This is a genomic window from Streptomyces sp. NPDC005533, assembly GCF_042871845.1.
In the GTDB taxonomy this organism is placed as follows: Bacteria; Actinomycetota; Actinomycetes; order Streptomycetales; family Streptomycetaceae; genus Streptomyces.
Genome location: NZ_JBIAJH010000011.1, coordinates 45669 through 70730 on the forward strand (window position 1 = coordinate 45669; position 25062 = coordinate 70730).

At 73.2% G+C, this 25062-nt stretch carries 25 protein-coding genes and 1 riboswitch; of the genes, 7 read left to right on the top strand and 18 right to left on the bottom strand.

From position 1 onward, the window contains the following. Positions 1–25 precede the first annotated feature (25 nt). The gene (locus ACFYP3_RS13535; RefSeq protein WP_388831217.1) at positions 26–1321 is read right to left on the bottom strand and encodes a metallophosphoesterase; all 1296 of its coding nucleotides are present in this window, start codon (positions 1319–1321) and stop codon (positions 26–28) included. Beyond that, on the bottom strand, positions 1318–1632 hold the full coding sequence (locus ACFYP3_RS13540; RefSeq protein WP_388831219.1) for an SCO4848 family membrane protein: 315 nt from the start codon (positions 1630–1632) through the stop codon (positions 1318–1320). The genes ACFYP3_RS13535 and ACFYP3_RS13540 overlap by 4 nt, the downstream gene beginning before the upstream one ends. A 121-nt stretch (positions 1633–1753) precedes the next feature. Here ACFYP3_RS13540 and ACFYP3_RS13545 point away from each other — a divergent pair, with 121 nt between their 5' ends. After that, positions 1754–2992 carry a D-alanyl-D-alanine carboxypeptidase family protein gene (locus tag ACFYP3_RS13545; protein WP_388831221.1) on the top strand — a complete coding sequence of 413 codons (1239 nt, stop codon included), beginning with the start codon at positions 1754–1756 and terminating at the stop codon, positions 2990–2992. 48 nt (positions 2993–3040) lie between these two features. Here the strand turns inward: ACFYP3_RS13545 and ACFYP3_RS13550 are convergent, their stop codons facing one another. From ACFYP3_RS13550 to glyA, 4 genes are all read right to left on the bottom strand, one after another. Then, positions 3041–3940: a YihY/virulence factor BrkB family protein gene (locus ACFYP3_RS13550; RefSeq protein ID WP_388831223.1), complete on the bottom strand. Its 900-nt coding sequence runs from the start codon at positions 3938–3940 to the stop codon at positions 3041–3043. 178 nt (positions 3941–4118) lie between these two features. Further along, the gene (locus tag ACFYP3_RS13555) at positions 4119–4724 is read right to left on the bottom strand and encodes a 2'-5' RNA ligase family protein (RefSeq protein WP_388831225.1); all 606 of its coding nucleotides are present in this window, start codon (positions 4722–4724) and stop codon (positions 4119–4121) included. Between the two features lie 97 nt (positions 4725–4821). Then, positions 4822–5835: a tryptophan--tRNA ligase gene (trpS, locus tag ACFYP3_RS13560; protein ID WP_376619943.1), complete on the bottom strand. Its 1014-nt coding sequence runs from the start codon at positions 5833–5835 to the stop codon at positions 4822–4824. Between the two features lie 232 nt (positions 5836–6067). Beyond that, positions 6068–7336, bottom strand: coding sequence for a serine hydroxymethyltransferase (glyA, locus tag ACFYP3_RS13565; RefSeq protein ID WP_030710527.1), 1269 nt, complete (start codon positions 7334–7336; stop codon positions 6068–6070). 34 nt (positions 7337–7370) lie between these two features. Further along, a riboswitch (ZMP/ZTP riboswitch) is annotated at positions 7371–7461 on the bottom strand. Between the two features lie 134 nt (positions 7462–7595). Between glyA and rocD the strand changes: the two genes are divergently transcribed. Further along, positions 7596–8798 carry an ornithine--oxo-acid transaminase gene (gene rocD / locus ACFYP3_RS13570; RefSeq protein ID WP_388831228.1) on the top strand — a complete coding sequence of 401 codons (1203 nt, stop codon included), beginning with the start codon at positions 7596–7598 and terminating at the stop codon, positions 8796–8798. 15 nt (positions 8799–8813) lie between these two features. Here the strand turns inward: rocD and ACFYP3_RS13575 are convergent, their stop codons facing one another. Then, positions 8814–10010 (bottom strand): glutathionylspermidine synthase family protein, encoded by a 1197-nt coding sequence (locus tag ACFYP3_RS13575; RefSeq protein ID WP_388831230.1) that lies wholly within the window; start codon positions 10008–10010, stop codon positions 8814–8816. Between the two features lie 14 nt (positions 10011–10024). Next, positions 10025–10327, bottom strand: a complete 303-nt coding sequence (locus ACFYP3_RS13580) for a hypothetical protein (RefSeq protein ID WP_388831232.1) — start codon at positions 10325–10327, stop codon at positions 10025–10027. A 116-nt stretch (positions 10328–10443) separates the two neighbouring features. On the opposite strand from ACFYP3_RS13580, the gene ACFYP3_RS13585 reads away from it, so the two are divergent. Then, entirely contained in the window at positions 10444–11268 is an 825-nt protein-coding gene (locus ACFYP3_RS13585) for a hypothetical protein (RefSeq protein WP_388831450.1), read from the top strand. Between the two features lie 167 nt (positions 11269–11435). On the opposite strand, the gene ACFYP3_RS13590 is transcribed toward ACFYP3_RS13585, so the two are convergent. Continuing rightward, positions 11436–12836, bottom strand: coding sequence for a PLP-dependent aminotransferase family protein (locus ACFYP3_RS13590; protein ID WP_388831234.1), 1401 nt, complete (start codon positions 12834–12836; stop codon positions 11436–11438). A gap of 47 nt (positions 12837–12883) precedes the next feature. Here ACFYP3_RS13590 and ACFYP3_RS13595 point away from each other — a divergent pair, with 47 nt between their 5' ends. Continuing rightward, on the top strand, positions 12884–13396 hold the full coding sequence (locus tag ACFYP3_RS13595; RefSeq protein ID WP_388831236.1) for a carboxymuconolactone decarboxylase family protein: 513 nt from the start codon (positions 12884–12886) through the stop codon (positions 13394–13396). Between the two features lie 69 nt (positions 13397–13465). Here the strand turns inward: ACFYP3_RS13595 and ACFYP3_RS13600 are convergent, their stop codons facing one another. From ACFYP3_RS13600 to ACFYP3_RS13620, 5 genes are all read right to left on the bottom strand, one after another. After that, on the bottom strand, positions 13466–14470 hold the full coding sequence (locus tag ACFYP3_RS13600) for a hypothetical protein (RefSeq protein WP_388831238.1): 1005 nt from the start codon (positions 14468–14470) through the stop codon (positions 13466–13468). A 3-nt stretch (positions 14471–14473) separates the two neighbouring features. Then, positions 14474–14887, bottom strand: coding sequence for a hypothetical protein (locus tag ACFYP3_RS13605; protein WP_388831240.1), 414 nt, complete (start codon positions 14885–14887; stop codon positions 14474–14476). After that, entirely contained in the window at positions 14874–16592 is a 1719-nt protein-coding gene (locus tag ACFYP3_RS13610; RefSeq protein WP_388831242.1) for a hypothetical protein, read from the bottom strand. Before ACFYP3_RS13610 ends, ACFYP3_RS13605 begins: the two co-directional genes overlap by 14 nt. A 133-nt stretch (positions 16593–16725) precedes the next feature. After that, on the bottom strand, positions 16726–17715 hold the full coding sequence (locus ACFYP3_RS13615) for a malate dehydrogenase (RefSeq protein WP_388831244.1): 990 nt from the start codon (positions 17713–17715) through the stop codon (positions 16726–16728). A gap of 229 nt (positions 17716–17944) precedes the next feature. After that, on the bottom strand, positions 17945–18571 hold the full coding sequence (locus tag ACFYP3_RS13620; protein WP_388831246.1) for a short chain dehydrogenase: 627 nt from the start codon (positions 18569–18571) through the stop codon (positions 17945–17947). A gap of 71 nt (positions 18572–18642) precedes the next feature. Here ACFYP3_RS13620 and ACFYP3_RS13625 point away from each other — a divergent pair, with 71 nt between their 5' ends. After that, positions 18643–19551 (top strand): LysR substrate-binding domain-containing protein, encoded by a 909-nt coding sequence (locus ACFYP3_RS13625; protein ID WP_388831248.1) that lies wholly within the window; start codon positions 18643–18645, stop codon positions 19549–19551. On the opposite strand, the gene ACFYP3_RS13630 is transcribed toward ACFYP3_RS13625, so the two are convergent. After that, positions 19538–20074 (bottom strand): DUF3017 domain-containing protein, encoded by a 537-nt coding sequence (locus ACFYP3_RS13630; RefSeq protein WP_388831250.1) that lies wholly within the window; start codon positions 20072–20074, stop codon positions 19538–19540. The two genes, ACFYP3_RS13625 and ACFYP3_RS13630, sit on opposite strands and share 14 nt — an antisense overlap. Beyond that, complete coding sequence (locus tag ACFYP3_RS13635) at positions 20064–20924, bottom strand: bifunctional methylenetetrahydrofolate dehydrogenase/methenyltetrahydrofolate cyclohydrolase (protein ID WP_388831252.1); 861 nt, start codon at positions 20922–20924, stop codon at positions 20064–20066. The genes ACFYP3_RS13630 and ACFYP3_RS13635 overlap by 11 nt, the downstream gene beginning before the upstream one ends. A 244-nt stretch (positions 20925–21168) precedes the next feature. Here ACFYP3_RS13635 and ACFYP3_RS13640 point away from each other — a divergent pair, with 244 nt between their 5' ends. Continuing rightward, positions 21169–21831, top strand: coding sequence for a hypothetical protein (locus tag ACFYP3_RS13640; RefSeq protein WP_388831254.1), 663 nt, complete (start codon positions 21169–21171; stop codon positions 21829–21831). Between the two features lie 79 nt (positions 21832–21910). Here ACFYP3_RS13640 and purH read toward each other — a convergent pair whose 3' ends face one another. Together purH and purN are read right to left on the bottom strand one after the other, a co-directional pair. Then, positions 21911–23503: a bifunctional phosphoribosylaminoimidazolecarboxamide formyltransferase/IMP cyclohydrolase gene (gene purH, locus ACFYP3_RS13645; protein WP_388831256.1), complete on the bottom strand. Its 1593-nt coding sequence runs from the start codon at positions 23501–23503 to the stop codon at positions 21911–21913. Beyond that, positions 23500–24123, bottom strand: coding sequence for a phosphoribosylglycinamide formyltransferase (gene purN / locus ACFYP3_RS13650; protein ID WP_388831258.1), 624 nt, complete (start codon positions 24121–24123; stop codon positions 23500–23502). Before purN ends, purH begins: the two co-directional genes overlap by 4 nt. A 245-nt stretch (positions 24124–24368) precedes the next feature. Here purN and ACFYP3_RS13655 point away from each other — a divergent pair, with 245 nt between their 5' ends. After that, positions 24369–24950: a hypothetical protein gene (locus ACFYP3_RS13655; protein WP_388831260.1), complete on the top strand. Its 582-nt coding sequence runs from the start codon at positions 24369–24371 to the stop codon at positions 24948–24950. The last annotated feature ends 112 nt before the right edge of the window (positions 24951–25062 follow it).

Consider the following 25062-nt stretch of genomic DNA (forward strand, 5'->3'; position numbering starts at 1 on the left):
GGAGTTCAAGGGCGGTTGGAGCGGGTCAGGCCTGATATGAGGCGAGTTCCACGACCGTGATGTCGGACGGCGCGCCCACCCGGACCGGGGGTCCCCAGGCGCCGGCCCCGCGGGACACGTAGAGCTGGGTGTCGCCGTAGCGCTCCAGCCCGGCCACGGTGGGGTTGGCGAGCTCGGCGAGGTAGTTGCCGGGCCAGAGCTGGCCGCCGTGGGTGTGGCCGGAGAGCTGGAGGTCGACGCCGTGGCGGACGGCGTCGTGGATGACGACGGGCTGGTGGGCGAGGAGCACGGCCGCCCGCGACCGGTCCCGGTCACCGAGGGCCGCACCGAAGTCGGGGCCCTTCCCCTCCGTTTCCCCCTGGACGTCGTTGACGCCGGCGAGGTCGAAGTGGGGCAGGGCGCGGCGGGCGTTCTCCAGCGGGGTCAGCCCCAGTTCGCGGACGTGGTCGATCCACTGCTGCGCCCCGGAGAAGTACTCGTGGTTGCCCGTCACGAAGTACGAGCCGTGGCGGGCGTCGAGCCGGCGCAGCGGCTCCGCGGCGGGCCCGAGGTCGGGGACGCTGCCGTCGACGAGGTCGCCGACGATCGCGATGAGGTCGGGCCGGGTGCGGTTGACGGTGTCGACGATGCGCTGGGTGTGGGCGCGGCCGAGCACCGGGCCGAGGTGGACGTCGCTGACGACGGCGATGCGGAACCCGTGCGCCGCGCGCGGCAGTTTCGCGAGGGGGACCCGCACCCGCCGCACGCTCGGCCCGCGCAGGACCCCGTAGGTCCCGGTGGCGACGGTGCCGACGGCCACGGCGGCGGCCGCCCCGCCGACCGCCCGCGCGACGAACCGGCGGCGGGTCAGCTCCAGGCCCCTGACGGCGGGCCCGGGGGCGGGCTCGTCGGTGGCGGCCGCGAGGGCCGCCGGGGCCGGGTCGGGGGCGGGGGCGGGGGCGGCGGCCCGGGGAACGGTCTGCGGCGCGGAAGGCCCGGCGACCGCCCCGGAGGGGACCCGGTGGGCCAGACGGCGGAGCAACAGCGCGCGGATCGGCTCCGCGACCAGCATCGTCAGGGTCAGGTACAGGAGCACCGCGAGCCAGAGGTACCCCGGCCAGGCCACCGTCTGCTGCAGCCAGAAGGGGGCTCCGGCACGACCCGTGGTCAGGGCGGCCACAGAGAGGAGGGGCAGGGCGATGGTCAGAGCCGTGCCGATGCGGCGGGTGCGGGCGCCGGGCGCCGTGGTGTCGCGGACCAGCCGGATCCACAGCCAGCGGTGCACCAGCACCAGCAGGGCGCAGACCGCGAGCGCGACGAGCGCGAAGACGAGGATCGTCACGCCGGATCACCCGTGCCGCCGGCCGGCCCCGCGCCCGTACCAGCACCAGTACCCGTGCCCGGGCCCGGGCGTGATGCGCGCCGCAGGGCCCGCACCCCGCGCAACCCGATCACACCGACCGCCGTCCCCAGGAGAAAGGACGTCACCGCGAGCGTCAGGTGCACCCAGAAGTAGGAAGTGGGGTCACCCGCCGCGTCGAAGGCCTGACCACTGCCGTTCTTCCACAGGTTCCGGACGAAAGACACCCAGATGAACCAGCTCCACACTCCGAAGGCGAGCAGGAACCAGGAGGCGGCACGGCTGAGTTTCATGCCTTCAGTATCGGATTCGTCCCCAGGACGGACGCGCCGGGGTGGGCTGTCCCGGGGGTGGTTGCACCGAAATGGCCGGTCAGCGACGCCGGGCAGCTCATCGGGAGGTACTTTCACCTGCGTGTCCGCCAAGACGACCGCGCTGACGGTCCTTTCCGCCGCGTTGCTGGTGCCCTCCCTCCTGGTGGCCCCCGCCCACTCCGCGCCGAACCCGCCGGCCGACGGGAAGGGCGGGCCCGCGAAGGCGCCGCAGCCCGCGCCGCCCGCGTCGATGTCCACGGTCGGCGGTTCCCTGCTCGGCCAGCCGGGGACCCAGGTGAACCTGCTGCCCGGCGCTCCCGCCCTGCCGACGAACCTCAGCGGGCGGTCCTGGATCGTGGCGGACGCCGAGTCGGGCGAGGTCCTGGCGGCGTACAACGCGCACTGGCGGCTCCCCCCGGCCTCCACCATGAAGATGCTCTTCGCGGACACCGTGCTGCCGAGCCTGCCCAAGGAGCAGGTCCACAAGGTCACCGAGCAGGACATGGAGGGCGTGGGCCAGGGCAGCAGCCTGGTCGGCGTCAAGGAGGACCTCGAATACTCGGTCCACGACCTGTGGCTCGGGGTGTTCCTGCGGTCGGGGAACGACGCCGTGCACGTGCTCTCGGCCATGAACGGCGGCATCGACAAGACCGTCAAGGACATGCAGGCGCACGCCGAGGAGCTCCAGGCGCTGGACACCCACGTCGTGTCCCCCGACGGGTACGACGCCCCCGACCAGGTGTCGAGCGCGTACGACCTGACGCTCATCGCCCGCTCCGGCCTGCAGAAGCGGGACTTCCGCGAGTACTGCGGCACGGCCGAGGCGAAGTTCCCCGGCCGGCAGGAGGCCGGTAAGCCGCGCGAGTACTTCGAGATCCAGAACACCAACCGGCTGATGACGGGCGCGGGCGGGCTCTCCCCCTACAAGGGCATCGCCGGGGTGAAGAACGGCAACACCACCATGGCCGGCGCCACCTTCACCGGGGCCGCCCAGCAGGGCTCCAGGAAGCTGCTGGTCACGGTGATGAACCCGGGCGCGGGCGGTGCGAACTCGGTCTACGAGGAGACCGCGGCACTGTTCGACTGGGGGTTCGCGGCCGCCGGGAAGGTCAGGCCGGTGGGTGAGCTGGTGCCGCCGAAGAGCGCGGACACCTCCCCGCACGGATCTCCGGCCCAGTCCCACGAGAACAACCCGTCGGCGGCCGGGAAGGGCTCGGGCGGCGTGGGCACCGCGCTGGGCATCGCGGGCGGCGTACTGGCCGTACTGGCGGGCGGCGCCCTGGTGGTCAACCGCCGCTGGCCCCGCGGCCGCCGTGGCCGGGGCGAGGACCTGGTGTGACCGCGGTCCGGGCCCCGCACGCGGCCCGGCCGGGGCCGGGCCCGGGATTCACCCGGAGGCGTCCGCGTCGGCCCTCTCCTCGGCCTCCTGGCTCTCGTCCGCGTCCCCGGTGGCCGTCCAGGAGGCGACGTACAGCAGCAGCTTCGCCGTGAAGTTGATCCAGAGCAGCAGGGCGATCGGCACGCCGAAGGCCCCGTACATGCTCTTCGCGGCGACCTCCCGCATGTAGCCGCTGAGCAGCAGCTTCAGCAGCTCGAAGCCCGCCGCGCCGATGAGCGCCGCCTCGATCAGGCGGCGGCGCGGCGGCTCCACCCCGGGGAGCAACGTCAGGAGGTAGAGCAGCACCAGGAAGGCGGCCACGACGCCGACGAGGAAGGCGGCCGCGCGCAGCCCCACGCCGCCCGCGCCCTCCTTCGGGACGCCCAGCCAGTCGGCGGACTTCCCGACCGCCGAGGCGCCGAAGATCGAGGCGGCGGCCGAGGCCAGGCCCACGGCGCCGAGGCCGAGGAGGACGAGCCCGTCCTTGCCCTTGCGGACGATGGGGTTCCCGTCGTCCTCGTCGTCCTTCTCCCACACGGCGCGCAGGCAGTCGCGCATCGCGCCCACCCAGCCGATGCCGGTGAACAGCAGCAGGGCGCCCGCGACGAGCCCGACGGTGGCCGCGTTCGCGACGAGCCCCTCGATGTTCAGCTGGTCGGAGATCCCCGGGACCTGCTCGGCGAGGCTCTTCTCCAGCTGGTCCAGCTGCTTCTGGCTGAGCAGCGCCGCGCCCACCGCGGCGGCCACGGTGATCAGCGGGAAGAGCGCCAGGAAGCTGATGAAGGTGATGGCGGCGGCGAGCCGCGTCCAGTGCACGCGGTCGAGGCGCTCGTACGAGCGCCACGCGTGGGTCCGCATGAGACGGTCCACGAGCGGCCCGATCACCGGGAGTTTCCTCAACCAGTCCATGGGGTCACCGTAAATGAGCCGACGTAAATAGCCGGGATTGTCGGTTTCGGGTACTACGGTCGTCGACTGTGACTTTTTCCGATGCGCGCCCTGACGGCCGCCCGTTCCACACGCTCGTTCTGCGAAGGCTGAGATTCCGCGCCCGGCGCACCGCCCGGCTGACCCTGCGCCCGCTCCTTCAGGAGGGCCGGGCGGTGGCCCCGGTGGCTCCCGCCGCCTCGCCCGCGGGGCGGCCCGGCTGCGGCGGTACGCCGATCGCCCCGGTCCCGAAGGGGTACTCGCGCAGCTTGCGCCAGACCCCGTCCGAGCCCTGCTCGTAGAGCGCGAAGCCCTCGCACAGCCACTCGGCGGTGTATTCGGAGAGGGCCGAGAAGGCCAGGTCCATCGCCTCCTCGGAGATCCCGTGGGCGACGGTGACGTGGGGGTGGTACGGGAAGGCCAGCTCACGGTCGAGCGGCCCGTCGGGGGCGCGGACCTCGCCCTGGAGACGGGTGCAGCCGTCGGCGCCCTCGACGACCTGGACGTAGACGACCGGCGAGAGGGGGCGGAAGGTTCCCGTCCCGCCCAGCCGCATCCGGAAGGCGCAGGAGGCGGCCGCGACCTCGGCGAGGTGGGCGCGGATCGCGGGGAGCCGGTCCGCCTCCACCTCGGTCGGCGGCACCAGGGTGACGTGCGTGGGGATGCCGTGCGCGGCGGCGTCCCCGAAGCCGGCGCGCCGCTGCTGGAGCTGGCTGCCGTACGGCTCCGGGACCGCGATCGAAACGCCGAGCGTTACGGTCCCCACGTATCTCTCCTCCGGTTGTCGCTGTGGACTGCTGCCGCCCCAGTGTGGCGGCAGCACCCCCGTTCTTGCCAGGGCCCTCTGTCCGTAGTTGCGTTCGTCAGTGCTTGGCGGGCACCAGACCGAGGCGGTCGTACGCCTGCGCGAGGGTCTCGGCGGCGACCGCACGGGCCTTCTCCGCGCCCTTGGCCAGGATGGAATCCAGCGTCTCCGGGTCGTCCAGGTACTCCTGGGTGCGCTGCTTGAAGGGTGTGACGAAATCGACCATCACACCGGCCAGGTCGGTCTTCAGCGCGCCGTAGCCCTTGCCCTCGTACTTCGCCTCCAGCTCGGCGATCGTCTCGCCCGTGAGGGTGGCGTAGATCGTGAGCAGGTTGCTGACGCCGGGCTTCTTCTCCGTGTCGAAGCGGATCTCGGCCTCGGTGTCGGTGACCGCGCTCTTGATCTTCTTCTCGGTGACCTTGGGCTCGTCGAGGAGGTTGATCAGGCCCTTGGGGGACGACGCGGACTTCGACATCTTGATCGCCGGGTCCTGGAGGTCGTAGATCTTCGCGACCTCCTTGACGATGTGCGCGGCGGGCAGGGTGAAGGTCCGGCCGTAGCGCTGGTTGAAGCGCTCGGCGAGGTCGCGGGTCAGCTCGATGTGCTGGCGCTGGTCCTCGCCGACGGGGACGGCGTTCGCCTGGTACAGCAGGATGTCGGCGACCTGGAGGATCGGGTACGTGAACAGGCCGACGCTGGCGCTGTTGACGCCGCCCTTCGCGGACTTGTCCTTGAACTGGGTCATCCGGCTGGCCTCGCCGAAACCGGTGATGCAGTTCATGACCCAGCCGAGCTGGGCGTGCTCGGGCACGTGGCTCTGGATGAAGAGCGTGCAGCGCTCGGGGTCCAGACCGGCGGCGAGCAGCTGCGCGGCGGAGAGGCGGGTGTTCGCGCGGAGGTCCTTCGGATCCTGCGGCATGGTGATCGCGTGCAGGTCGACGACCATGTAGAACGCGTCGTGCGTCTCCTGGAGGGCGACGTACTGGCGAATGGCTCCGAGGTAGTTCCCGAGGTGGAACGAACCGGAGGTGGGCTGGATGCCGGAGAGCGCGCGAGGACGATCAGAAGCCATGTCCCCATTCTCTCAGGTGCGGGGGCGGGCTCGGGCCCGCCGCTGGCCGGATACCTCCGGGTCGCGCCGCGGGTGCCGGTGCGGTGCGGGGGTACCGGGCGGTAGCGGCGCGTCCGGATCCAGCCCCGGCCGAGCGACCGCTTTCCGTTCCGGGCGGGGCCGGGCCGACACCGCCGCGCGGGGCTCCGCGGGCGCCGCCCACACGGCGGAGCCCCGGCGACGGCGGCGCAGGTCAGGACAGCGGGAGGCCCGGGGCGGGGAAGGCGGCCATGAGGTCGGCGACCTCCGCGCGGACCGCGGCCAGGGCCGGCTCGTCACCCTTCGCGGCGGCGTCGACCGCGCGCGAGATCCAGTCCGCCACCAGCGGCATGTGCTCCGCGGACAGCCCGCGGGACGTCAGCGACGGCGTACCGATCCGCACCCCCGAGGGGTCGAACGGCTTGCGCGGGTCGAACGGGACCGTGTTGTAGTTCACCACGATCCCCGCCCGGTCCAGGGCCTTCGCCGCGACCTTGCCCGGCACGTCCTTGCCCGTCAGGTCGATCAGGATCAGGTGGTTGTCGGTGCCGCCCGAGACCAGGTCGAAGCCCCGCTCCAGCAGCGCCGCCGCCAGCGCCTTCGCGTTGGCGACGACCGCGTGCGCGTACGCGGTGAAGGACGGCTGGGCGGCCTCGTGCAGGGCCACCGCGATGCCGGCCGTCGTCTGGTTGTGGGGGCCGCCCTGGAGGCCCGGGAAGACCGCCTTGTCGATGGCCTTCGCGTGCTCCTCGCGGCACATCAGCATCGCGCCGCGCGGGCCGCGCAGGGTCTTGTGCGTGGTGGTGGAGATGACGTCCACGTGGCCCGCCGGGGACGGGTGCGCGCCGCCCGCGATCAGGCCCGCGATGTGGGCCACGTCCGCGACCAGGACCGAGCCCGCCTCCTCGGCGATGGACGCGAAGGCCGCGAAGTCGATGGTGCGGGGCAGGGCGGTGCCGCCGCAGAAGATCAGCTTGGGCCGCTCGGCGAGCGCCAGGTCGCGCACGGCGTCGTAGTCGATCAGCCCGGTGTCGGCCTGGACGCCGTACTGCACGCCGCGGAACCACGAGCCGGTCGCCGAGACGCCCCAGCCGTGCGTCAGGTGGCCGCCCATCGGCAGGGCCATGCCCATCACGGTGTCGCCCGGCTTCGCGAAGGCCAGGTACACGGCCAGGTTGGCCGGCGAGCCGGAGTACGGCTGCACGTTCGCGTGGTCCACGCCGAACAGGCCCTTCGCCCGCTCGACCGCCAGGGCCTCGACGCGGTCGATGTTCTGCTGGCCCTCGTAGTAGCGGCGGCCGGGGTAGCCCTCGCTGTACTTGTTCTGCAGCACGGTGCCGGAGGCCTCCAGCACGGCCGCGGACACGTAGTTCTCACTGGGGATCAGGCGCAGGGTCTGCGCCTGGAGGACTTCCTCCGCCGCGACGAACGACGCCAGTTCGGGGTCGGTCGCGGACAGGGCGGGATGGCGGCTCGCGGACATGGCGGGCTCCTCCGGGGTCGATGTGATCGGTACCCCGCGAGGCCCAGGCGAGCGGCCCTGAATGCGGTCGAACGCGCACGGCTCCCCCGGAGTTCGTTCTCCGTGCGCCAGTCGCCGTGCGTAGCGCCCACCTTAGCCGCCGCGCGACGCGGAAGGTTTCTGCATCCGGCATCGGAGCGACGATAAGAAGACGACGATAAGAAGGGTGACGCCACCCTCGTCACCCCCGCACCGGGCAAGACGGACGATCGGAGACCCCGTGTCGACAACTGCTGATGTGATCCGCTCCGCCGACGCGCACAGCGCGCACACCTACCATCCGCTGCCCGTCGTCGTCGCGTCCGCGGACGGCGCGTGGATGACCGACGTGGAGGGCCGCAGATACCTCGACATGCTCGCCGGGTACTCCGCCCTCAACTTCGGGCACGGCAACCGGCGTCTGATCGATGCCGCCCGCGCCCAGCTGGAGCGGGTCACGCTCACCTCGCGCGCCTTCCACCACGACCGGTTCGCCGACTTCTGTACCGAGCTCGCCGCGCTGTGCGGCAAGGAGATGGTGCTGCCGATGAACACGGGCGCGGAGGCCGTGGAGACGGCGGTGAAGACCGCCCGCAAGTGGGGCTACGAGGTCAAGGGCGTCCCGGACGGGCACGCCAAGATCGTGGTCGCGGCCGACAACTTCCACGGCCGGACCACGACCGTCGTCTCCTTCTCGACGGACCACGACGCCCGCGACCACTTCGGGCCGTACACGCCGGGCTTCGAGATCGTCCCGTACGGGGACCTCACCGCGCTGTCCCACGCCGTCACCGAGAACACCGTGGCCGTCCTGCTGGAGCCGATCCAGGGCGAGGCGGGGGTGCTGGTCCCGCCGCCCGGCTACCTGAGGGGCGTACGGGAGCTGACCCGCGAGCGGAACGTGCTCTTCATGGCGGACGAGATCCAGTCGGGGCTGGGGCGGACCGGCAGGACCTTCGCCTGCGAGCACGAGGGGGTCGTCCCCGACGTCTACATCCTCGGCAAGGCGCTCGGCGGCGGTGTGGTGCCGGTGTCGGCCGTCGTCGCCGACGAGGACGTGCTCGGGGTGTTCCGGCCCGGGCAGCACGGGTCGACCTTCGGCGGGAACCCGCTCGCGTGCGCGGTCGCCCTGGAGGTGATCGCGATGCTGCGGACCGGCGAGTACCAGCAGCGCGCCACCGAGCTGGGCGACCACCTGCACCACGAGCTGGGCCTGCTGGTCGGCGGGGGCGCCGTGACCGCCGTGCGGGGCCGCGGGCTGTGGGCGGGCGTCGACATCGCCCCGGGCCACGGGAGCGGCCGGGAGGTCTCCGAGAAGCTGATGGAGCGGGGGGTGCTGGTGAAGGACACCCACGGATCGACGATCCGGCTCGCCCCGCCGCTGGTGATCAGCAAGGAGGACCTGGACTGGGGGCTGGACCAGCTGCGGGCGGTCCTGGCCTGAGCCCGGCGAGAGGGCTCAGAGGATCACGTGGGGCAGGAAGCGGGCGTACTCGTCCGTGACCGGCCCCGCGGATTCGCGGATGCCGAGCCCCGCCGCCTCGTCCTCGACGACCCACGCGCCGAGCACCACCCGGTTGCCGTCGAAGTCGGGCAGCGGGGCCAGGCCCTGGAAGCAGTACCGCTCGCCCTCCTCCGGTACGAAGGGCTCGCCGCCCGGTTCGTGCAGGGTGACGCCCGCGCCCTCGCGGCCGAGCAGCGGCTTGGCCACGTAGCCGGCGGATCCGGCCCCGGCCAGCTCGCGCGGTCCGTCGAGGTAGGCGGGCAGCAGGTTCGGGTGCTCGGGGAACAGCTCCCACAGGATCGCGAGCAGCGCCTTGTTGGAGAGCAGCATCTTCCACAGGGGCTCGATCCAGCAGGTGGTGCCGGTGCCGCCGCCGTGGTCGTACGTGCCGAGGACCTGCGGGCCGAACTCGTCCGTGGCCAGCCACTCCCACGGGTAGAGCTTGAAGCAGCTGCGGATGAAGCGGAGCTTGTCGTCCACGAACCGGCCGGACAGGCTGTCCCAGCCGATCTGCTCGACGGAGAGGGCGTGGGTGTCCAGGCCGGCCTGCTCGGCGGTCTCCTGGAGGTAGGCGACCGTCATCAGGTCCTCGCCCAGCTCGTCGGTCTCGGAGTGCGCGAAGTGCAGCGGACCGGACGGCAGGAGCTCCGCCTGGCGGCGCCAGGCGTCGACGAGGCGCTCGTGGAGGCTGTTCCACTGGTCGGCGCCGGGGAAGCGTTCCTCCATCCAGAACCACTGCGGGCTGGCCGCCTCCACCAGCGAGGTGGGGGTGTCGGCGTTGTACTCCAGCATCTTGGCCGGGCTGCCGGTGCCGTCGTAGCGCAGGTCGAAACGGCCGTAGAGGGAGGGCTGTTCGGCGCGCCGGCGCCAGGACTCGGCGATCAGCGCGGCGAGCTCCGGATCGGTGATGCCGAGGTCCGCGAACCTGTCGTGCTCGACGATGTGCGCGGCGGCCGCCAGGCACATGGCGTGCAGCTCCTCGACGACGTTCTCCAGGGCCTCGACCTCGGGGAGGGAGAAGGAGTAGTACGCGCTCTCGTCCCAGTAGGGGCGCAGGGTGTCGTCGGGGTAGCGGGTGAGGGGATAGATGAGCCCCTGCTCCTCGACGGTCTTCTGCCAGCCGGGGCGGGGCTCGATGGTGTGCCGCTGCATGGGTTCCGGTTTCCTCAGCCGCCGCTGGAGCCGGAGCTGCTGTGGCCGCCGATGCCGCCGCGGGTGACGGCCGACTTGTCGAAGCTGCCGCCGGAGACCTTGCCGCTGCTGACGTAGCCGCCGTAGTAGTACGCGCCGCGGCCGCCGCTCTTGCACTCCTTGTTGTTCAGGTGCTCCAGCGTGGTGCGGGACGCGCAGCGCTTGTCCGGTGCGTCGCTGCTGCCGCAGGCCACGAGGGTGGCCGCGAGCAGGCCCATGCCGCCGAGGGCGACCGCGCCCGAGCGCATACGGCGCTGGTTGGTGCTGCTGCTGTCCATGTCTGCTGCTCCCCCTGGGGCCTGGCGTGCTGCCGACAGAGTAGAGCGGTCGCCCGGGCCGATGGAATCCGGCCGCCGTGAGATCCGTGACCTAGAGTCGGTTCGTGCTCCTTGGGATGGTTTGCGCGCTCGGTGCGGCGGTCTGCTTCGGTACGGCGTCCGTTCTGCAGGCGGTCGCGGCGCGGGCGGCGGAGCCGGGCTCGGGGTCCGGGGTGGACGCGGCGCTGTTCCTGCGCGCCGTGCGGCAGTGGCGGTACCTGCTGGGTCTCGGTCTCGACGCGGTCGGCTTCGTCCTCCAGATCATCGCGCTGCGCCGCATCCCGATCTACGCGGTGGGGGCCGCGCTGGCCGCCAGTCTGGCGGTGACGGCGGTGGTCGCGGCGCGGCTGCTGCGGGTGCGGCTGTCCCGGACGGAGTGGGGTGCGGTGTGGACGGTGTGCGCGGGCCTGCTGATGCTCGGGCTCGCCGCCGGGGAGGAGGGCTCGGGAACGGGGTCGCTCGCGCTGGAGCTGGGGCTGCTGGCGGTGGCGGGGCTGGTGCTGGTGGTGGGCGCGGTGGCGGGGCGGCTCCCGGACGGCCCGCGGGCGCTGGTGCTGGGTCTGGCCGCGGGGACGGGCTTCGGGGTGGTCGAGGTCGCGGTGCGGCTGATCGACTCCCCCTGGGACCTGCGCGATCCGTCGCTGTACGCGCTCCTGCTGGGCGGCGGCGCGGCCTTCCTGCTGCTCACGTCCGCGCTGGCGCGCGGCTCGGTGACGGCGGCGACGGCGGGGCTGGTGCTCGGCGAGACGATCGGTCCGGCCGCGGTGGGCGTGGTCTGGCTCGGCGACCGCACCCGCGAGGGCCTGACGTGGCTCGCCGTCGCCGGCTTCGCCGTCGCGGTCGCCGGCTCCCTGGCCCTCGCCCGCTTCGGCGAACCGGCGGCTCCGTCCCCGGCCGGGTGACGAGGGCCGCGCCGCCCGCTCGGCCGCGCGGCCGTCTGCAGCCCGTCGTGTCGGGGCTCCGCCCCGAACCCCGCGCCTCGAACGCCGGCGGGGCTGGATGTGGCCGGCGTTTGAGGAGCGGGGGTTTGGGGGGCCGGCCCCCGGCGGCCGGGCCGCAGGCGGGCCCGTCAGGGAAGGGCGGCGGCGAGGGCAGCCAGCGTCGGCGACCACGCGCTGTCCGACGGCGTCCCGTAGCCCACGACCAGCGCGTCCCGCGGCGCGAGCGCCGCCTGCGGGTGCCGGAAGCGCGACAGGCCGTGCAGGGCCAGGTCCTGCCAGGCGGCCGACTGCACGACCGACCGCTCCGTCCCCGCCGGAAGGTCCAGCACCGCGTGCAGCCCCGCCGCGATTCCCGACACCCCGACCCGGCCCGCCACGGCCGCCACCAGCTCGTCCCGGCGACGCCGGTAGCGCAGCCGCATCCCGCGCACGTGGCGGTCGTACGCCCCCGAGGTGATGAACTCCGCCAGCGTCAGCTGGTCCAGCGTGCTGGAGGCCCAGTCCGTGGGGCCCTTGGCCGCGAGGACCTCGTCCAGCAGCCCCGGCGGGACGACCATCCAGCCCATCCGCAGCCCCGGCGCGAGAGACTTGCTGGCCGTGCCGAGGTAGACCACCCGGTCCGGGTCCAGCCCCTGGAGGGCGCCGACCGGCTGGCGGTCGTAGCGAAACTCCCCGTCGTAGTCGTCCTCCAGGATCAGCCCGCCCGTGGTCCGGGCCCAGTCGACCGCCGCCGCCCGGCGGGCCGGGGTGAGGGCCGCGCCCGTCGGGAACTGGTGCGCCGGGGTCAGCAGCACGGCGCCCGCCGCCGCAGTCAGCTCGCCCGTGCGGGCCCCGTCCCCGTCCACCCCCAGCGGCCGCGTCCGCAGCCCGGCCCGCTCCAGCAAGTTCCGGTGGAAGTCCAGGCCGTACCCCTCCACCGCGACCTCCCGCACCCGCCGCGCCCGCAGCACACCGGCCAGCAGGGTGAGGCCGTGCAGGAAGCCCGCGCACAGCACGATCCGGTCCGGGTCGGCGTACACCCCGCGGGCCCGCGCCAGATAGCCGGCCAGTGCCTGCCGCAACTCGACGCGGCCGCGCGCGTCGAGCGCGTAGCCGAAGGCCTCGTTCGGCGCGTCGGTCAGGGCCCGCCGGGCCGCCGACAGCCAGGCCGCGCGCGGGAATCCGCCCAGGTCCGGGGAGCCGGGCTGCAGGCTGTACGAGGGCCCCTTGCGCGCGGGGCGCCGTACGGGGGCGGCCGCCGCGGCCCGGCGCGGACGGGCCCGCTCCGCGACCCGGGTGCCGGAGCCCTGGCGGGCGGTCAGCCAGCCCTCGGCCACCAGCTCGGCGTACGCCTCCGCGACCGTGTTCCGCGCGATGCCCAGGTCGGCGGCGAGGGTGCGGGAGGACGGCAGGCGGGTCCCGGCCGCCAGCCGCCCGCTGCGCGCGGCCTCCCGCAGCGCCTCGGTGAGTCCGGCCCGCAGCCGCCGGCCGGCGGAGAGGTCCAGGTGCAGGTGGAGGTCGGCGCCGAAAGTGGCCCACGATCGCGTCATGGATATGGACCATATCCGTGGGCCGCCCGGATCCTAGGGTGGATCACATGACGACCACCCACGCACCCGCACACACACACGCACACGCACCCGAGCACACCCCCCGCATGCAGATGGCGAAGCTCGCCCCCGAGGTCTACAAGGCCGTCCTGGCCCTGGAGATCGCCTCCCGCAAGGGCCTGGACCCGGCCCTGGTCGAGCTCGTCAAGATCCGGGCCTCGCAGGTCAACCACTGCGCCTTCTGCCTCGACATGCACACCAAGGACGCCCTCGCGCACGGGGAGAGCGTCGACCGGATCGTGCAGCTGGCCGCCTGGGAGGAGTCGCGGCACTTCTACACCGAGAAGGAGCTCGCGGCGATCGAACTCACCGAGGCCGTCACGGTCCTGACGGACGGGTTCGTGCCCGACGAGGTGTACGCGAAGGCCGCCGAGCACTTCGAGGAGCGCGAGCTGGCCCAGCTGATCGCCGTGATCGCGACGATCAACGTCTGGAACCGCATCGGGGTCACCACCCGCATGGTGCCGGGCCACTACAAGCCGGGCACGTACCCGTCCTGACCGGCGTCGCCGGGCGGGCCGGCCGGCGGGCCGGGCCCGCCGACGCACCCGGACGGCCCACGAACCAGGTCAACCGGCCGGCCGGAACGCGGCCAGCGCCGCCGCGTGGTGGTCCTGCGTGACCTGCCACTCGGCGGCCGGGCCCGCGGTCAGCACCGCCCACTTGCCGCCGTCCGACCCGAACAGGACGCGTTCGACGCCGCGCCGCAGCCCGTGCGACTCCTCGCTGTCGTACTGGTAGACGAGCTCGGCCGCCCCGGAGCCGCCGGGGACCGGGCCGACGCTCACCTCCTGGTACCCGCGGGTGGCGCTCCGCAGGTATCCGGAGGCCTGGGTGACCGCTTCGAGCGGGCTGAGCTCCGGCTCCGACACCCGGAAGACCTGGATCAGCGCGGCCCGGTCGGCCGAGCGGTAGAAGACCCCCTCCTTGAGCTCCTCCCGCACCCAGCCCGCCGGGACGGCGATGGTGAAGCCCGCCGGGTCCTGCTTGGTCTCGTGGGCTCCCGCCCCCGTTCCCGGACCGGTGCCGGTCGGACTCGGGCTCGGGCCCGCACTCCTACCGGCCCCGGACGTCGGGGAGCCGGGGGCGGGGGGCGACGCCGTCCCGGACGGTTCCCCGCCGGACCACGACGGCGTTCCCGAGGCCACCGTCCCGTTCTTCTCCCCCGCGCGGTGCGCGTCGTCCGTGTCGCGGGCCAGGAACCACACCGCGCCGGCGCCGATCGCGACGGAGGCGACCGCGATGCCGGCCGTCACCGGAGTCCGCCACCGGCCGCGCGGCCCGCCGGACGGCGGCACCGGGCCGGACTGCGGCGGCAGGGGCGGCAGATATCCGGGGCCGGAGCCGTACGGCGGCTGCGGCGCGGTCGGCTCCCCGTACGGGGGCGGGGCCGCAGCTCCCGGCCCGAGCCCGAGCGGGTCGTACGCCGGTGGCGTGCCCGGCGGCTGCGGCGGAACCGGCGGCAGGCCCGGCGGCGGCCCGGCCGGCGGCCCCGTCGGGGCCGGGTCCACCACCCAACGCTGCGCCTGCGCGTCCCAGCGGCGCGGGCCGGACGGAGGCTGTGCCGGAGCCACGGCTCAACCCCCCAGCGTGCCGAGCAGGCTGCCCAGGGCAGCGGCCGCGCTCACCGACTCCACCAGCGGGGCCCACCGCTCCAGCGCCGCGCGCAGCCGTGCGGGCAGGCCGGGGCGGATCGTCTCGGCGCCCTCCAGCTGCTCGGCGATCCCGTCCAGTTCGGCGTCGAGGGCGGTTCTGTCGGCGCCGCGGGGGGCTTCCCGTACGAGCGCCTCGCGCAGGGTGAGGACCGCCTCCAGCAGCTGTGCGGCGTCGGGTGCGGCCGCTCCGGTACCGCCGTGGTGGACGGTGTTGGTGTTGTTGGAGCCGCCGAAACTGACCGCGCTGTCGTGGACGCTGCCGATCCGCACCCCGGACTCCGGCCCCGTGCCGCTGCCGCTCCCGCTTCCGCTCCCGCTTCCGCTATCTGTCGCCATGGCTCCCCCTGTGTGTGCTGTTGTGGTTGCCGCTGCCGCCGAAGCTGGCCGCGCTGCCGTACATCGCCCCCACGTACGTCGCGCCCTCGGCGAGGTAGATGCCGGCGCGCTGCGCGAACGCCTCGGTGTGCCAGCCGGCTTCGTGCAGGACCAAGGTAATACCGGCGACGACCCGGTCCTGAATGGTCTTCAAGTACCTGTCGAGGTCCATGAGGTGGAACAGCGAGCCGTTGTCCTGCGAGGCGAGTTCGCGCACGGACAGGCGCGGGCCCTCCGGCCGGGCGCCGCGGTGACCGCCGGCCGCGATCCTCACCCAGCTGGCGACTCCGCGCCCCAGGGTGACGAGGGAGGCCGTGAAGGAGCCGGGGGTGTGCCGCAGGGCCCAGAGCACCTTCCCGAACCGGTTGTTGTTCAGGTAGCGGTGGGCGTCCGCGTCCGCGTTGTGGAAGGCGACGTGGACGGGCAGCAGCACGTGCGGGGCCAGCTCCACCATCATCATCCCGCCCTGGGTGTGGACCCGTACGAACAGGGTGACGACCATGTTCTCGTCCCAGCCGCCGACGCGGATGCGCAGGAAGTGCCGGCGGCGTTCGCCGCCCTCCTCGATGGCCGCGGCCCGGTGCGCCTCGAAGTCCGCCCGCAGGTGGGGGCCTTCGTCGCGGTGCCCCAGTCCGTCGCCCGGCAGGAACACGCACTGGTCGACGACCAGCTCCTGCATCCGGTCCAGTACGGCGGCCTGGGCCTCCGGGGAACCGTGCGGCGAGGGCGCCCGCAGCCGCTCCACCAGGGGCACGATCGCCTCCAGGATGCGGGCGTTGGTGAGCTGGTCCGGTGTGGTGCCGGCGGGCAGGTCCTCACGGGGGCGCAGTTCGAAGGACTGCTGCCAGGGACGGTAGGCCTGGCCGGCCCCGACGAACGGGTCGTTGATGTCGTACATGATCAGCGGCGAGTGCTGCTCGTCGACGATGCGCCGCCGCACGCGCGCGAACCGAACGCCCACCTCGGCCTCGGCGGGATCGGTCGGCCGGTGGGCGTACCGGTCCCGGTTGAGGTCGTCGGCGATGGTCCGGGCGACGTACCCGCGCTGGAGGCCCACGACGGTGACGACCGCGGCGAAGACCGCCGGCACCCATCCGATGACCAGTCCGGTCGCCACCCCGCCGAGGCCCTGCGCGAAGAACAGGACGCCGAGGCCGAAGGAGCCTCCGGTGTCGTCGAAGGCGCCGAGCAGCGCCAGCCAGACCATGAGGATCACGAACAGCAGGGCGAGCAGGTTCCACCAGGCGTAGACGCGCACCACGATGGACAGGAGGCGCGCCAGCAGTCCGGAGCGGGCCCTGAGCCAGCCCGCGAGGCTCAGCAGCAGGAACGGGACGAGGAGCACCGCGAGGGCGCCCCCGGTCAGCACGGAACCGACGAACCAGGCGCCGAGTACGCCGAGCGCCCAGCCGAGTTCGGCGCGGCGGGCGCGCAGGGCGTGGGCGAGGACGCGCGAGGCGTCGAACCCGTAGGAGGGCGCGACGATCCGCTCCTCGTGGACGTACAGCTCCTTGATCACCCGATCGCGGTATCCGGCGTCGATGTAGGTGCCCGCGCACAGGAAGCGGCCGGCCTCGCTGAGCGCCGGGTCGACGGGGGGACGGCCGCGGCGGAGGTCGTCCTGCCGCCCGCCGGTGGATTGAGGGGGAATCGGGCTCTCGGTCACCGACCGACCTTAGATTTCCCTTATTTCAAGCGACAGAGGTAAACACGCCAAAGCGCCCCGGCCTGGTGGGGCCGGGGCGCTCGGGTCCGCGCTTCCCGCCGAGGTGTACGCACTGCTCGGCGGGAAGGACGGATCAGATCAGGCCGAGCTCGCGGACCGCGTCGCGCTCCTCCGACAGCTCCTGGACGGAGGCGTCGATGCGGGTGCGGGAGAACTCGTTGATGTCCAGGCCCTGGACGATCTCGTACTTGCCGTCCTTGCAGGTGACGGGGAAGGAGGAGATCAGGCCCTCCGGGACGCCGTAGGAGCCGTCCGACGGGATGCCCATCGAGGTCCAGTCGCCCTCGGCGGTGCCGTTGACCCAGGTGCGCACGTGGTCGAGGGCGGCGTTGGCGGCCGAGGCGGCCGAGGACGCGCCACGGGCCTCGATGATCGCGGCGCCGCGCTTGGCGACGGTCGGGATGAAGGTGTCGGCGAGCCACAGCTCGTCGTTGACGACCTCGGCGGCGTTCTTGCCGGCGATCTCCGCGTGGAAGATGTCCGGGTACTGGGTCGCCGAGTGGTTGCCCCAGATGGTGAGGCGCTTGATGTCGGTGACGTCGGCGCCGGTCTTCTTGGCGAGCTGCGAGATCGCGCGGTTGTGGTCCAGGCGGGTCATCGCGGTGAAGCGCTCGGCCGGTACGTCCGGGGCGGCGGCCTGCGCGATGAGCGCGTTGGTGTTGGCCGGGTTGCCCACGACCAGGACCTTGATGTCGTCCGCGGCGTTCGCGTTGATCGCGGCGCCCTGCGGCTTGAAGATGCCGCCGTTGGCGGAGAGCAGGTCACCGCGCTCCATGCCCTTGGTGCGCGGGCGGGCGCCCACGAGCAGCGCGACGTTGGCGCCGGCGAAGCCCTGGTTCGGGTCGTCGAAGATGTCGATGCCCTTGAGCAGCGGGAAGGCGCAGTCGTCGAGCTCCATGGCGGTGCCCTCGGCGGCCTTCATGCCCTGGGGGATCTCCAGAAGACGGAGCTTGACCGGCACGTCCGCGCCGAGCAGGTGCCCGGAGGCGATGCGGAAGAGCAGCGCGTAGCCGATCTGGCCGGCGGCGCCGGTGACGGTGACATTCACAGGAGTGCGGGTCATGGCCTTCTCCGTTAGACAGCTGGCGGTGGGGCGTCCCTGCCCCATGTGCTGGAGGACGCCGCTCCCCTGTAAATCTTGACGTGAAGAGACATCCGCGGTCAGGCTATCCGACCCGGAAGCGGGCTGACCCCCGGGTCCCTGTGGTGCGTGGCACACGGGTCCCGGCGTTTCGAAGGAAGAGCCGGTCCGGGGACCTCTGTTCGGCCTGCTGTCCGGCGCGCCGGCCCGGCTACTCGACCTGGAGGACCCGGCCCGTCTGGTGGCCCTCGATCGACTTGACGTACGCGTTCGCCGCGCGGGCCACGGGCACCGGGTCGAATCCCGCGAAGGTGTCCCCGTAGACGTCGAGGGACTCCTCGAAGACGGTGGGGCTGACGGCGTTGATGCGCTGGCGGCCGGGCAGTTCGATGGCCGCGGCGCGCACGAAGGCATCGACGGCGCCGTTGGCGAGGGCGGCCACGGCGCCGCCGAGCAGGGGTTCGCGGGCGAGGATGCCGGTGATCAGGGTGTACGAGGCGTGCGCGGGCAGGTGGGCGACGCCTTGGCGGACCAGCTCGACCTGGCTGACGACCTTGCCTTCGAGGCCGCTGCGGACGTCGTCGGTGCCCAGTTCGCCCAGGGGGCGCCAGGGCACGCTGCCGGCGGCGCACGCCACCGCGTCGATCTCGCCCACTCGTTCGGCCACCTGGGCGTACATGGCCCGGACGGACGCGGGGTCGGTGATGTCCACCGGCACGTCGGCGCCCGTGCGGGAGGCGGTGACGACCTGGTGGCCGCGCTCGCGCAGGGCCGCGTGGACCGCCCGTCCGAGGGTGCCGTGGGCTCCGACCAGGACGACCTTCTTCTTCGCGTTCATGGCACGAGCATCACCCGGGCCGAACTGTGAAGTCCAGCTACCTCTGCTACAGCAATCATTAAGATGAACTCATGCTCGATGTGAAGCGGATGATCATCCTCCGGGACCTGGCGGCCCACGGGAAAGTGACCGCCGTCGCCGACCTGCACGCGGTGACCCCCTCCGCCGTCTCCCAGCAACTGCGCGCCCTGGAGGCCGAGGCCGGGGCCGCCCTCGTCGAGCGGGACGGGCGCGGGCTGCGGCTCACCCCGGCCGGCGCGGCGCTGGCCGCCGCCTGCGAGCCCGTACTGGCCGCCCTGGAACGGGCCGAAGGAGCGGTCCGGGCCCTCGCCACCGAACCCGGCGGCGAGTTGGCCGTCGGCTGCGCCCCGAGCGCGCTGGCCACGGTGGCCGCGCCGCTCGTGGCCGAGCTGGCCGTACGCCACCCCCGGCTGCGCCCGCGCATCGTGCAGGCCGATCCCGAGGATGCCGTGCCGCTGCTCCGCGCGCGCCGCCTGGACCTGGCGGTGACGTACGCGTACCCGCTGCTCGGCGCCCCGCCCGCGCCGGGGACCACCGCGGTGCCGTTGTTCGAGGACCCGCTGTGCCTGGCGCTGCCGCGGGCCCTGGTCCCCGCCTACGAGCGGGACGGGCTCGCCGCGCTGGCCGTGACCGACTGGGTCGCGGCCCCCGCCCCGAGCAGCTGCCGCGAGATGCTGCTGCACGCCTGCCGGAACGCCGGATTCACCCCGCGCGTCGCGCACGAGTGCGCGGACCTGCGGGCCGGCCTGTGGCTCGTGGCCACCGGCCGGGCCGTGTCGATCCTGCCCGAGCTGCTGTGCGACGCCCCGCCGCCCGGCGTCTCCGTACGGGAGCTGCCGGGCCCCGGGCGGACGCTCGACGCACTGGTCCGGGCGGGCACGGAGACCCAGCCGGCCGTCGCGGCCACCCTGGCCGCGCTCACGGCGCTCACCGGACCCGCCGCCCTCACCGCACGGTGAAGCGGACCGCGGTCTCCAGGAACGGGATCTCCAGCAGCGGCTTGGGCTCGATCACCAGCGCGAGCAGCGTGATCGCCACGCCCAGCAGCCCGTACGTGATCATGTCCGTGAAGCGGGAGCGCACCGCGAGCATCCCCACCGAGGGCAGCAGGCGCCGCATCACGGACGCGGCGATCAGGGCCACGCCGATCGCCAGGCAGCCGGCCTTCGGGTGCCCCACCGCGGTGGTCAGCAGCCCGGCCGCGGTCGCGGCGAGCACGCTGAGCATCGGCCACTGACGGGCGGGCGTGGACACCGCCCCCGGGACGGCGCGGCCGCTGCCCTCGGGGCGGGCGGTGTCCCGGGTGATGGACGGGAAGCGCCGGGACCGGCGCCCCTCGTCCGCGGGCGCGGCGAGCGTGCCGGCCGCGCCCGGGGTGACGGGCGTGACCGGCACGCCGGACGGGACGGGCGTGCCGTTCGCCGGGGCCGCGCCGCCGCCGCCCGCGCGCCCGGAGTGCTCCGCGTCCCGTTCAGCCTGCACTGGTGGTCCGTTCCGCCGCCTCGACGACGTTGACGAGCAGCTGGGCCCGGGTCATCGGGCCGACTCCGCCGGGGTTCGGGGAGATCCACCCGGCCACCTCGGCCACACCGGGGTGCACGTCGCCGACGATCTTCCCGTCCTGGTCGCGGCTGACGCCCACGTCGAGCACGGCCGCGCCCGGCTTCACGTCCTCCGGCTTGACCAGGTGCGGCACGCCGGCCGCCGCGACGATGATGTCCGCCTGCCGCAGCAGCCCGGAGAGGTCGCGCGTGCCGGTGTGGCAGAGCGTCACGGTCGCGTTCTCGGACTTGCGGGTGAGCAGCAGGCCGATGGAGCGCCCCACGGTGATCCCGCGGCCGAGGACGACGACGTGCGCGCCGTTGATCCCGACGTCGTGGTGGCGGAGCAGCTCGACGATCCCGTACGGGGTGCAGGGCAGCGGGCCCGGCTCGTTCAGCACCAGCCGGCCGAGCGACATGGGGTGCAGGCCGTCGGCGTCCTTCAGCGGATCCATCAGCTCCAGGACCCGGTTGGTGTCGATGCCCTTGGGGAGCGGGAGTTGCACGATGTAGCCGGTGCAGTCCGGGTTGGCGTTGAGCTCCCGTACGACCGCCTCGATGTCCTCCTGGGTGGCCGTGGCGGGCAGTTCGCGCTGGATGGAGGCGATGCCGACCTCGGCGCAGTCCTTGTGCTTGCCGTTGACGTACCAGCGGCTCCCCGGGTCGTCACCGACCAGGAGGGTGCCGAGGCCGGGGGTGATGCCCCGGGCCTTCAGGGCCGCCACGCGGGCGGTCAGTTCGGACTTGATCGCGGCGGCGGTGGCCTTGCCATCGAGAATCTGGGCGGTCATGACCCCATCCTCCCGGATGAGGTGGCCCCGGTTCCAGTCAAGGTGCTCGCCGGTGTGCAGGGTTCATTGCACTTGCACAACAAGTCACCGGCCGCACCGTAACGAACTGGACAAGCCCCGGCAGCCGGACGACGATGAAAACGACTGAGTGCCGCGGGCAGTGCCGGGGGGCGGACCGCACCGTGCAGGATTCCTCCGCGCTCATGCCGTGCGTCCCCGCGCTTCCACGGAGGAACACCCCAAGATGAGCTTCGGCGACCCGCACAATCCGTACGGACAGCAGCCGCCCCAGGCCCCGCAGGGCCAGCCCGGCTACGGCTACCCCCAGCAGGCCCCGCACGCCGTCCCGCAGCAGGGCGGCTACGCCTATCCGCAGCAGGCACCGCAGGCGTACCCGGGCGGCCCCGTCGGATACCCGGGCGCCCCGTTCCAGGAGATGCCCGGCGGCGCGAAGGCGGCCCGCGTCATCCTCTTCATCATCGGCGGCCTGCAGGTCCTGGCCGGCCTGTTCTTCATCATCGGCGGCGCCGTGTTCGCCGCGGCGCTCTCGGACTCCGGTTCCTCCAGCTCCTCCGCCGAGGACCTGGGGGCCGTCGCCGGCATCGGGGGCGTCGTCATCGGCCTCGTCTTCATCGGCTTCGCCCTGTGGCCCATCCTGACCGCGGCCAAGATGGCCAAGGGCCGCGGCGGCGTCCGCGTCTCCGGCATCCTCTACGGATCGCTGCAGATCCTCTTCGCCGTTCTCGGCGTGCTGGGGAACGTGATCGCGCTCAGCGCCGACGAGCACGGCCAGTCCGGCTTCACCGTGATCACCACACTGCCGTCCCTGGTCTCCCTCGCCCTCGGCATCACGGTCGTCGTGGGCCTCGCGAAGGCGGGCGACTACTTCCGCCGCCCCCAGTACTGAGCCCCTCCCGTCCGCACACGGCGAAGGCCGCGTCCCGCAGTGCGGGGCGCGGCCTTCGCCGTCACCGGGCCTTCGGGGCTCAGTGGAAGAAGTGGCGGGTCCCGGTGAAGTACATGGTCACACCGGCCTTCCGGGCGGCCTCGACAACCAGCTCGTCACGCACCGAACCGCCCGGCTGGACCACGGCCTTGATGCCCGCGGCCGTCAGGATCTCCAGCCCGTCCGGGAAGGGGAAGAAGGCGTCGGAGGCGGCGTACGAGCCCTGCGCGCGCTCGGCGCCCGCCCGCTCGACGGCCAGCTTCGCCGAGTCGACGCGGTTGACCTGACCCATGCCGACGCCGACCGAGGCGCCGTCCTTGGCCAGCAGGATCGCGTTGGACTTGACGGCCCGGCAGGCCTTCCACGCGAAGGCCAGCTCGGCGAGCTCGGCTTCGGAGAGGGCGTCGCCGGTGGCGAGGGTCCAGTGGGCCGGGTCGTCGCCCTCGGCCTGGAAGACGTCCGACTGCTGGAGCAGCGTGCCGCCCGAGATCGGCTTGAGGTCGCCCGGCTGGTGCGGGGTGCCGTCCACCTTCAGGACGCGGATGTTCTTCTTCTTGGCCAGGACCTCGACCGCGCCGTCCTCGTACGCGGGGGCCGCGATGACCTCGGTGAAGATCTCGGCGACCTGCTCGGCGAGCTCGACGGTCACCGGGCGGTTCACGGCGATCACGCCGCCGAAGGCCGACAGCGGGTCGCAGGCGTGCGCCTTGCGGTGGGCGGCGGCGACGTCCGCGCCGACCGCGATGCCGCACGGGTTGGCGTGCTTGATGATCGCGACGCAGGGCTCGTCGTGGTCGTAGGCGGCGCGGCGCGCGGCCTCGGTGTCCACGTAGTTGTTGAAGGACATCTCCTTGCCGTGCAGCTGCTCGGCGTTGGCGAGCCCGCCCGGCTGCCCGTCGGTGTAGAGCGCGGCGGCCTGGTGCGGGTTCTCGCCGTAGCGCAGGGTCGACTTGCGCTCCCAGGCGCCCGCGAGGAACTCCGGCAGGACCGCCTCCGGCTCCGGCGCGTACACGTTCGTGAACCAGGAGGCCACGGCCACGTCGTAGGCGGCGGTGTGCTGGAAGGCCTCGGCCGCGAGCCGCTTGCGGGCGGTGAGGTCGAAGCCGCCGCCCTGGGCCGCGGCGATCACGTCGGCGTAGCGCGCGGGGCTGGTGACGACGGAGACCGACGGGTGGTTCTTGGCGGCGGCGCGGACCATCGACGGACCGCCGATGTCGATCTGCTCGACGCACTCGTCGGGGGTGGCACCCGACTGGACGGTGGCCAGGAACGGGTACAGGTTGACGACCACGAGGTCGAAGGGCTCGACGCCCAGCTCGGCGAGCTGGTTGCGGTGGTCCTCCAGGCGCAGGTCGGCGAGGATGCCGGCGTGCACGCGCGGGTGCAGGGTCTTGACGCGGCCGTCCAGGCACTCGGGGAAGCCGGTCAGCTCCTCGACCTTGGTGACGGGCACCCCGGCCGCGGCGATCTTCGAGGCGGTGGAGCCGGTGGAGACGAGCGCGACGCCCGCCTCGTGCAGCCCGCGGGCCAGCTCTTCCAGTCCCGTCTTGTCGTAGACGCTGATGAGCGCACGCCGGATCGGCCGCTGGGTCGTGGTCGGGTCGTTGCTCGCTGCGATGTCTGCGGCGGTCACTGGATTGTTACCTTTCGTCCCTCAATGCGGTAGCCGTGCCGGGCCAGGCGCCCCACGACATCGACGAGCAGCTGGCGCTCGACTTCCTTGATGCGCTCATGGAGAGCGGCTTCGTCGTCCTCGTCCCTGACCTCGACCACACCCTGGGCGATGATCGGACCGGTGTCCACGCCGCTGTCCACGAAGTGGACCGTGCAGCCGGTGACCTTCGCGCCGTAGGCGAGCGCGTCCCGTACGCCGTGCGCACCGGGGAAGGCGGGGAGGAGGGCGGGGTGGGTGTTGATGAACCGGCCGCCGAAGCGGTCGACGAACTCCTTGCCCACGATCTTCATGAACCCGGCGGACACGACGAGGTCCGGCGCGTGGGCGTCGGTCGCCGCCGTGAGGGCGGCATCCCACTCCGCACGGCTCGCGTAGTCCTTGACCGGGCAGACGAAGGTGGGGATCCCGGCCTTCTCCGCCCGCTCCAGGCCGGCGATGCCCTTGCGGTCGGCCCCCACGGCGACGACTTCGGCGCCGAAGCCCTCGGATCCGCCGGGGTGGGCGTCGATGGCGTCGAGCAGGGCCTGGAGGTTGGTGCCGGAGCCGGAGACCAGCACGACCAGGCGGGAGGCGGCCATGGGAGGCCCTTTCTCGCGGGAATTGCGGTGTTCGTCTTTGTGTGGTCATACGAAACTTCGGGGTACCGATATACGGGGAACCATACGAAGCCACCGACCGCCTGCAACGATACCGGCACACCGGACGGCCCCCGAGGGACGGGGGGACGGCCGGGCGGTAGCGTCTGGCGTACAAGTCGCAAACTGGCCTCACCTCGACACGACGTCACCACGACGTCCATGACACAGGGGAAGAAACACACCCGATGCCGGACCGCCGTCAGCCCGACTCCCCCACCGACGACAACCCCTTCGCGGCCCCGCCGGAAGGCCGGCCCGACCAGCCGTGGCAGCCGCGCAGCGGCGGTGGCGGCGGGAACGGGGAGGAGGACCCGGGGGATTCCGACGGCCGACGGGGCCCGGCACGCTGGGACCCGACGGACCCGATCCAGCGCCGGGCCCGCTACGCGCTGCTGGCCGGCATGTGGGGCTTCTTCTTCGGGATCTTCGGCATCCCGTCCGTGGGCCTGCTGCTGGGCGCGCTCGCCCTGTACTGGGGCATCAGCGCCCTGCGCGGCAAGCCCGCGGCGGCGACCGGTGAGCCGGGCGCCCCGACGGGCCTGGACGCCCTGGGGCCGGCGGCCCGCCCCCAGCGCACGGCGGCGGTCAGCGGCCTGGTCACGGCCTCGCTGGCGATCCTGCTGGCGATGAGCTCGTACGGCCTGCAGCTCGCGTACAAGGACTTCTACGTCTGCCGCGACGACGCCCTCACGCAGTCCGCGGAACTCCAGTGCAACACCCTCCTGCCGAACAACGTCCTGGGCGACGTCCTCAAGGTCCGCCAGTAACCCCCACCGCCCGAGCCCCGTCCCCCGGCGCCCGCCCCGCACTCCAGCCCCGCCGGCGCCTGAGGCGCAGACTCCGAGGCCGAGCCCCATTCTCAGCCCCGCCGGCGCTTGA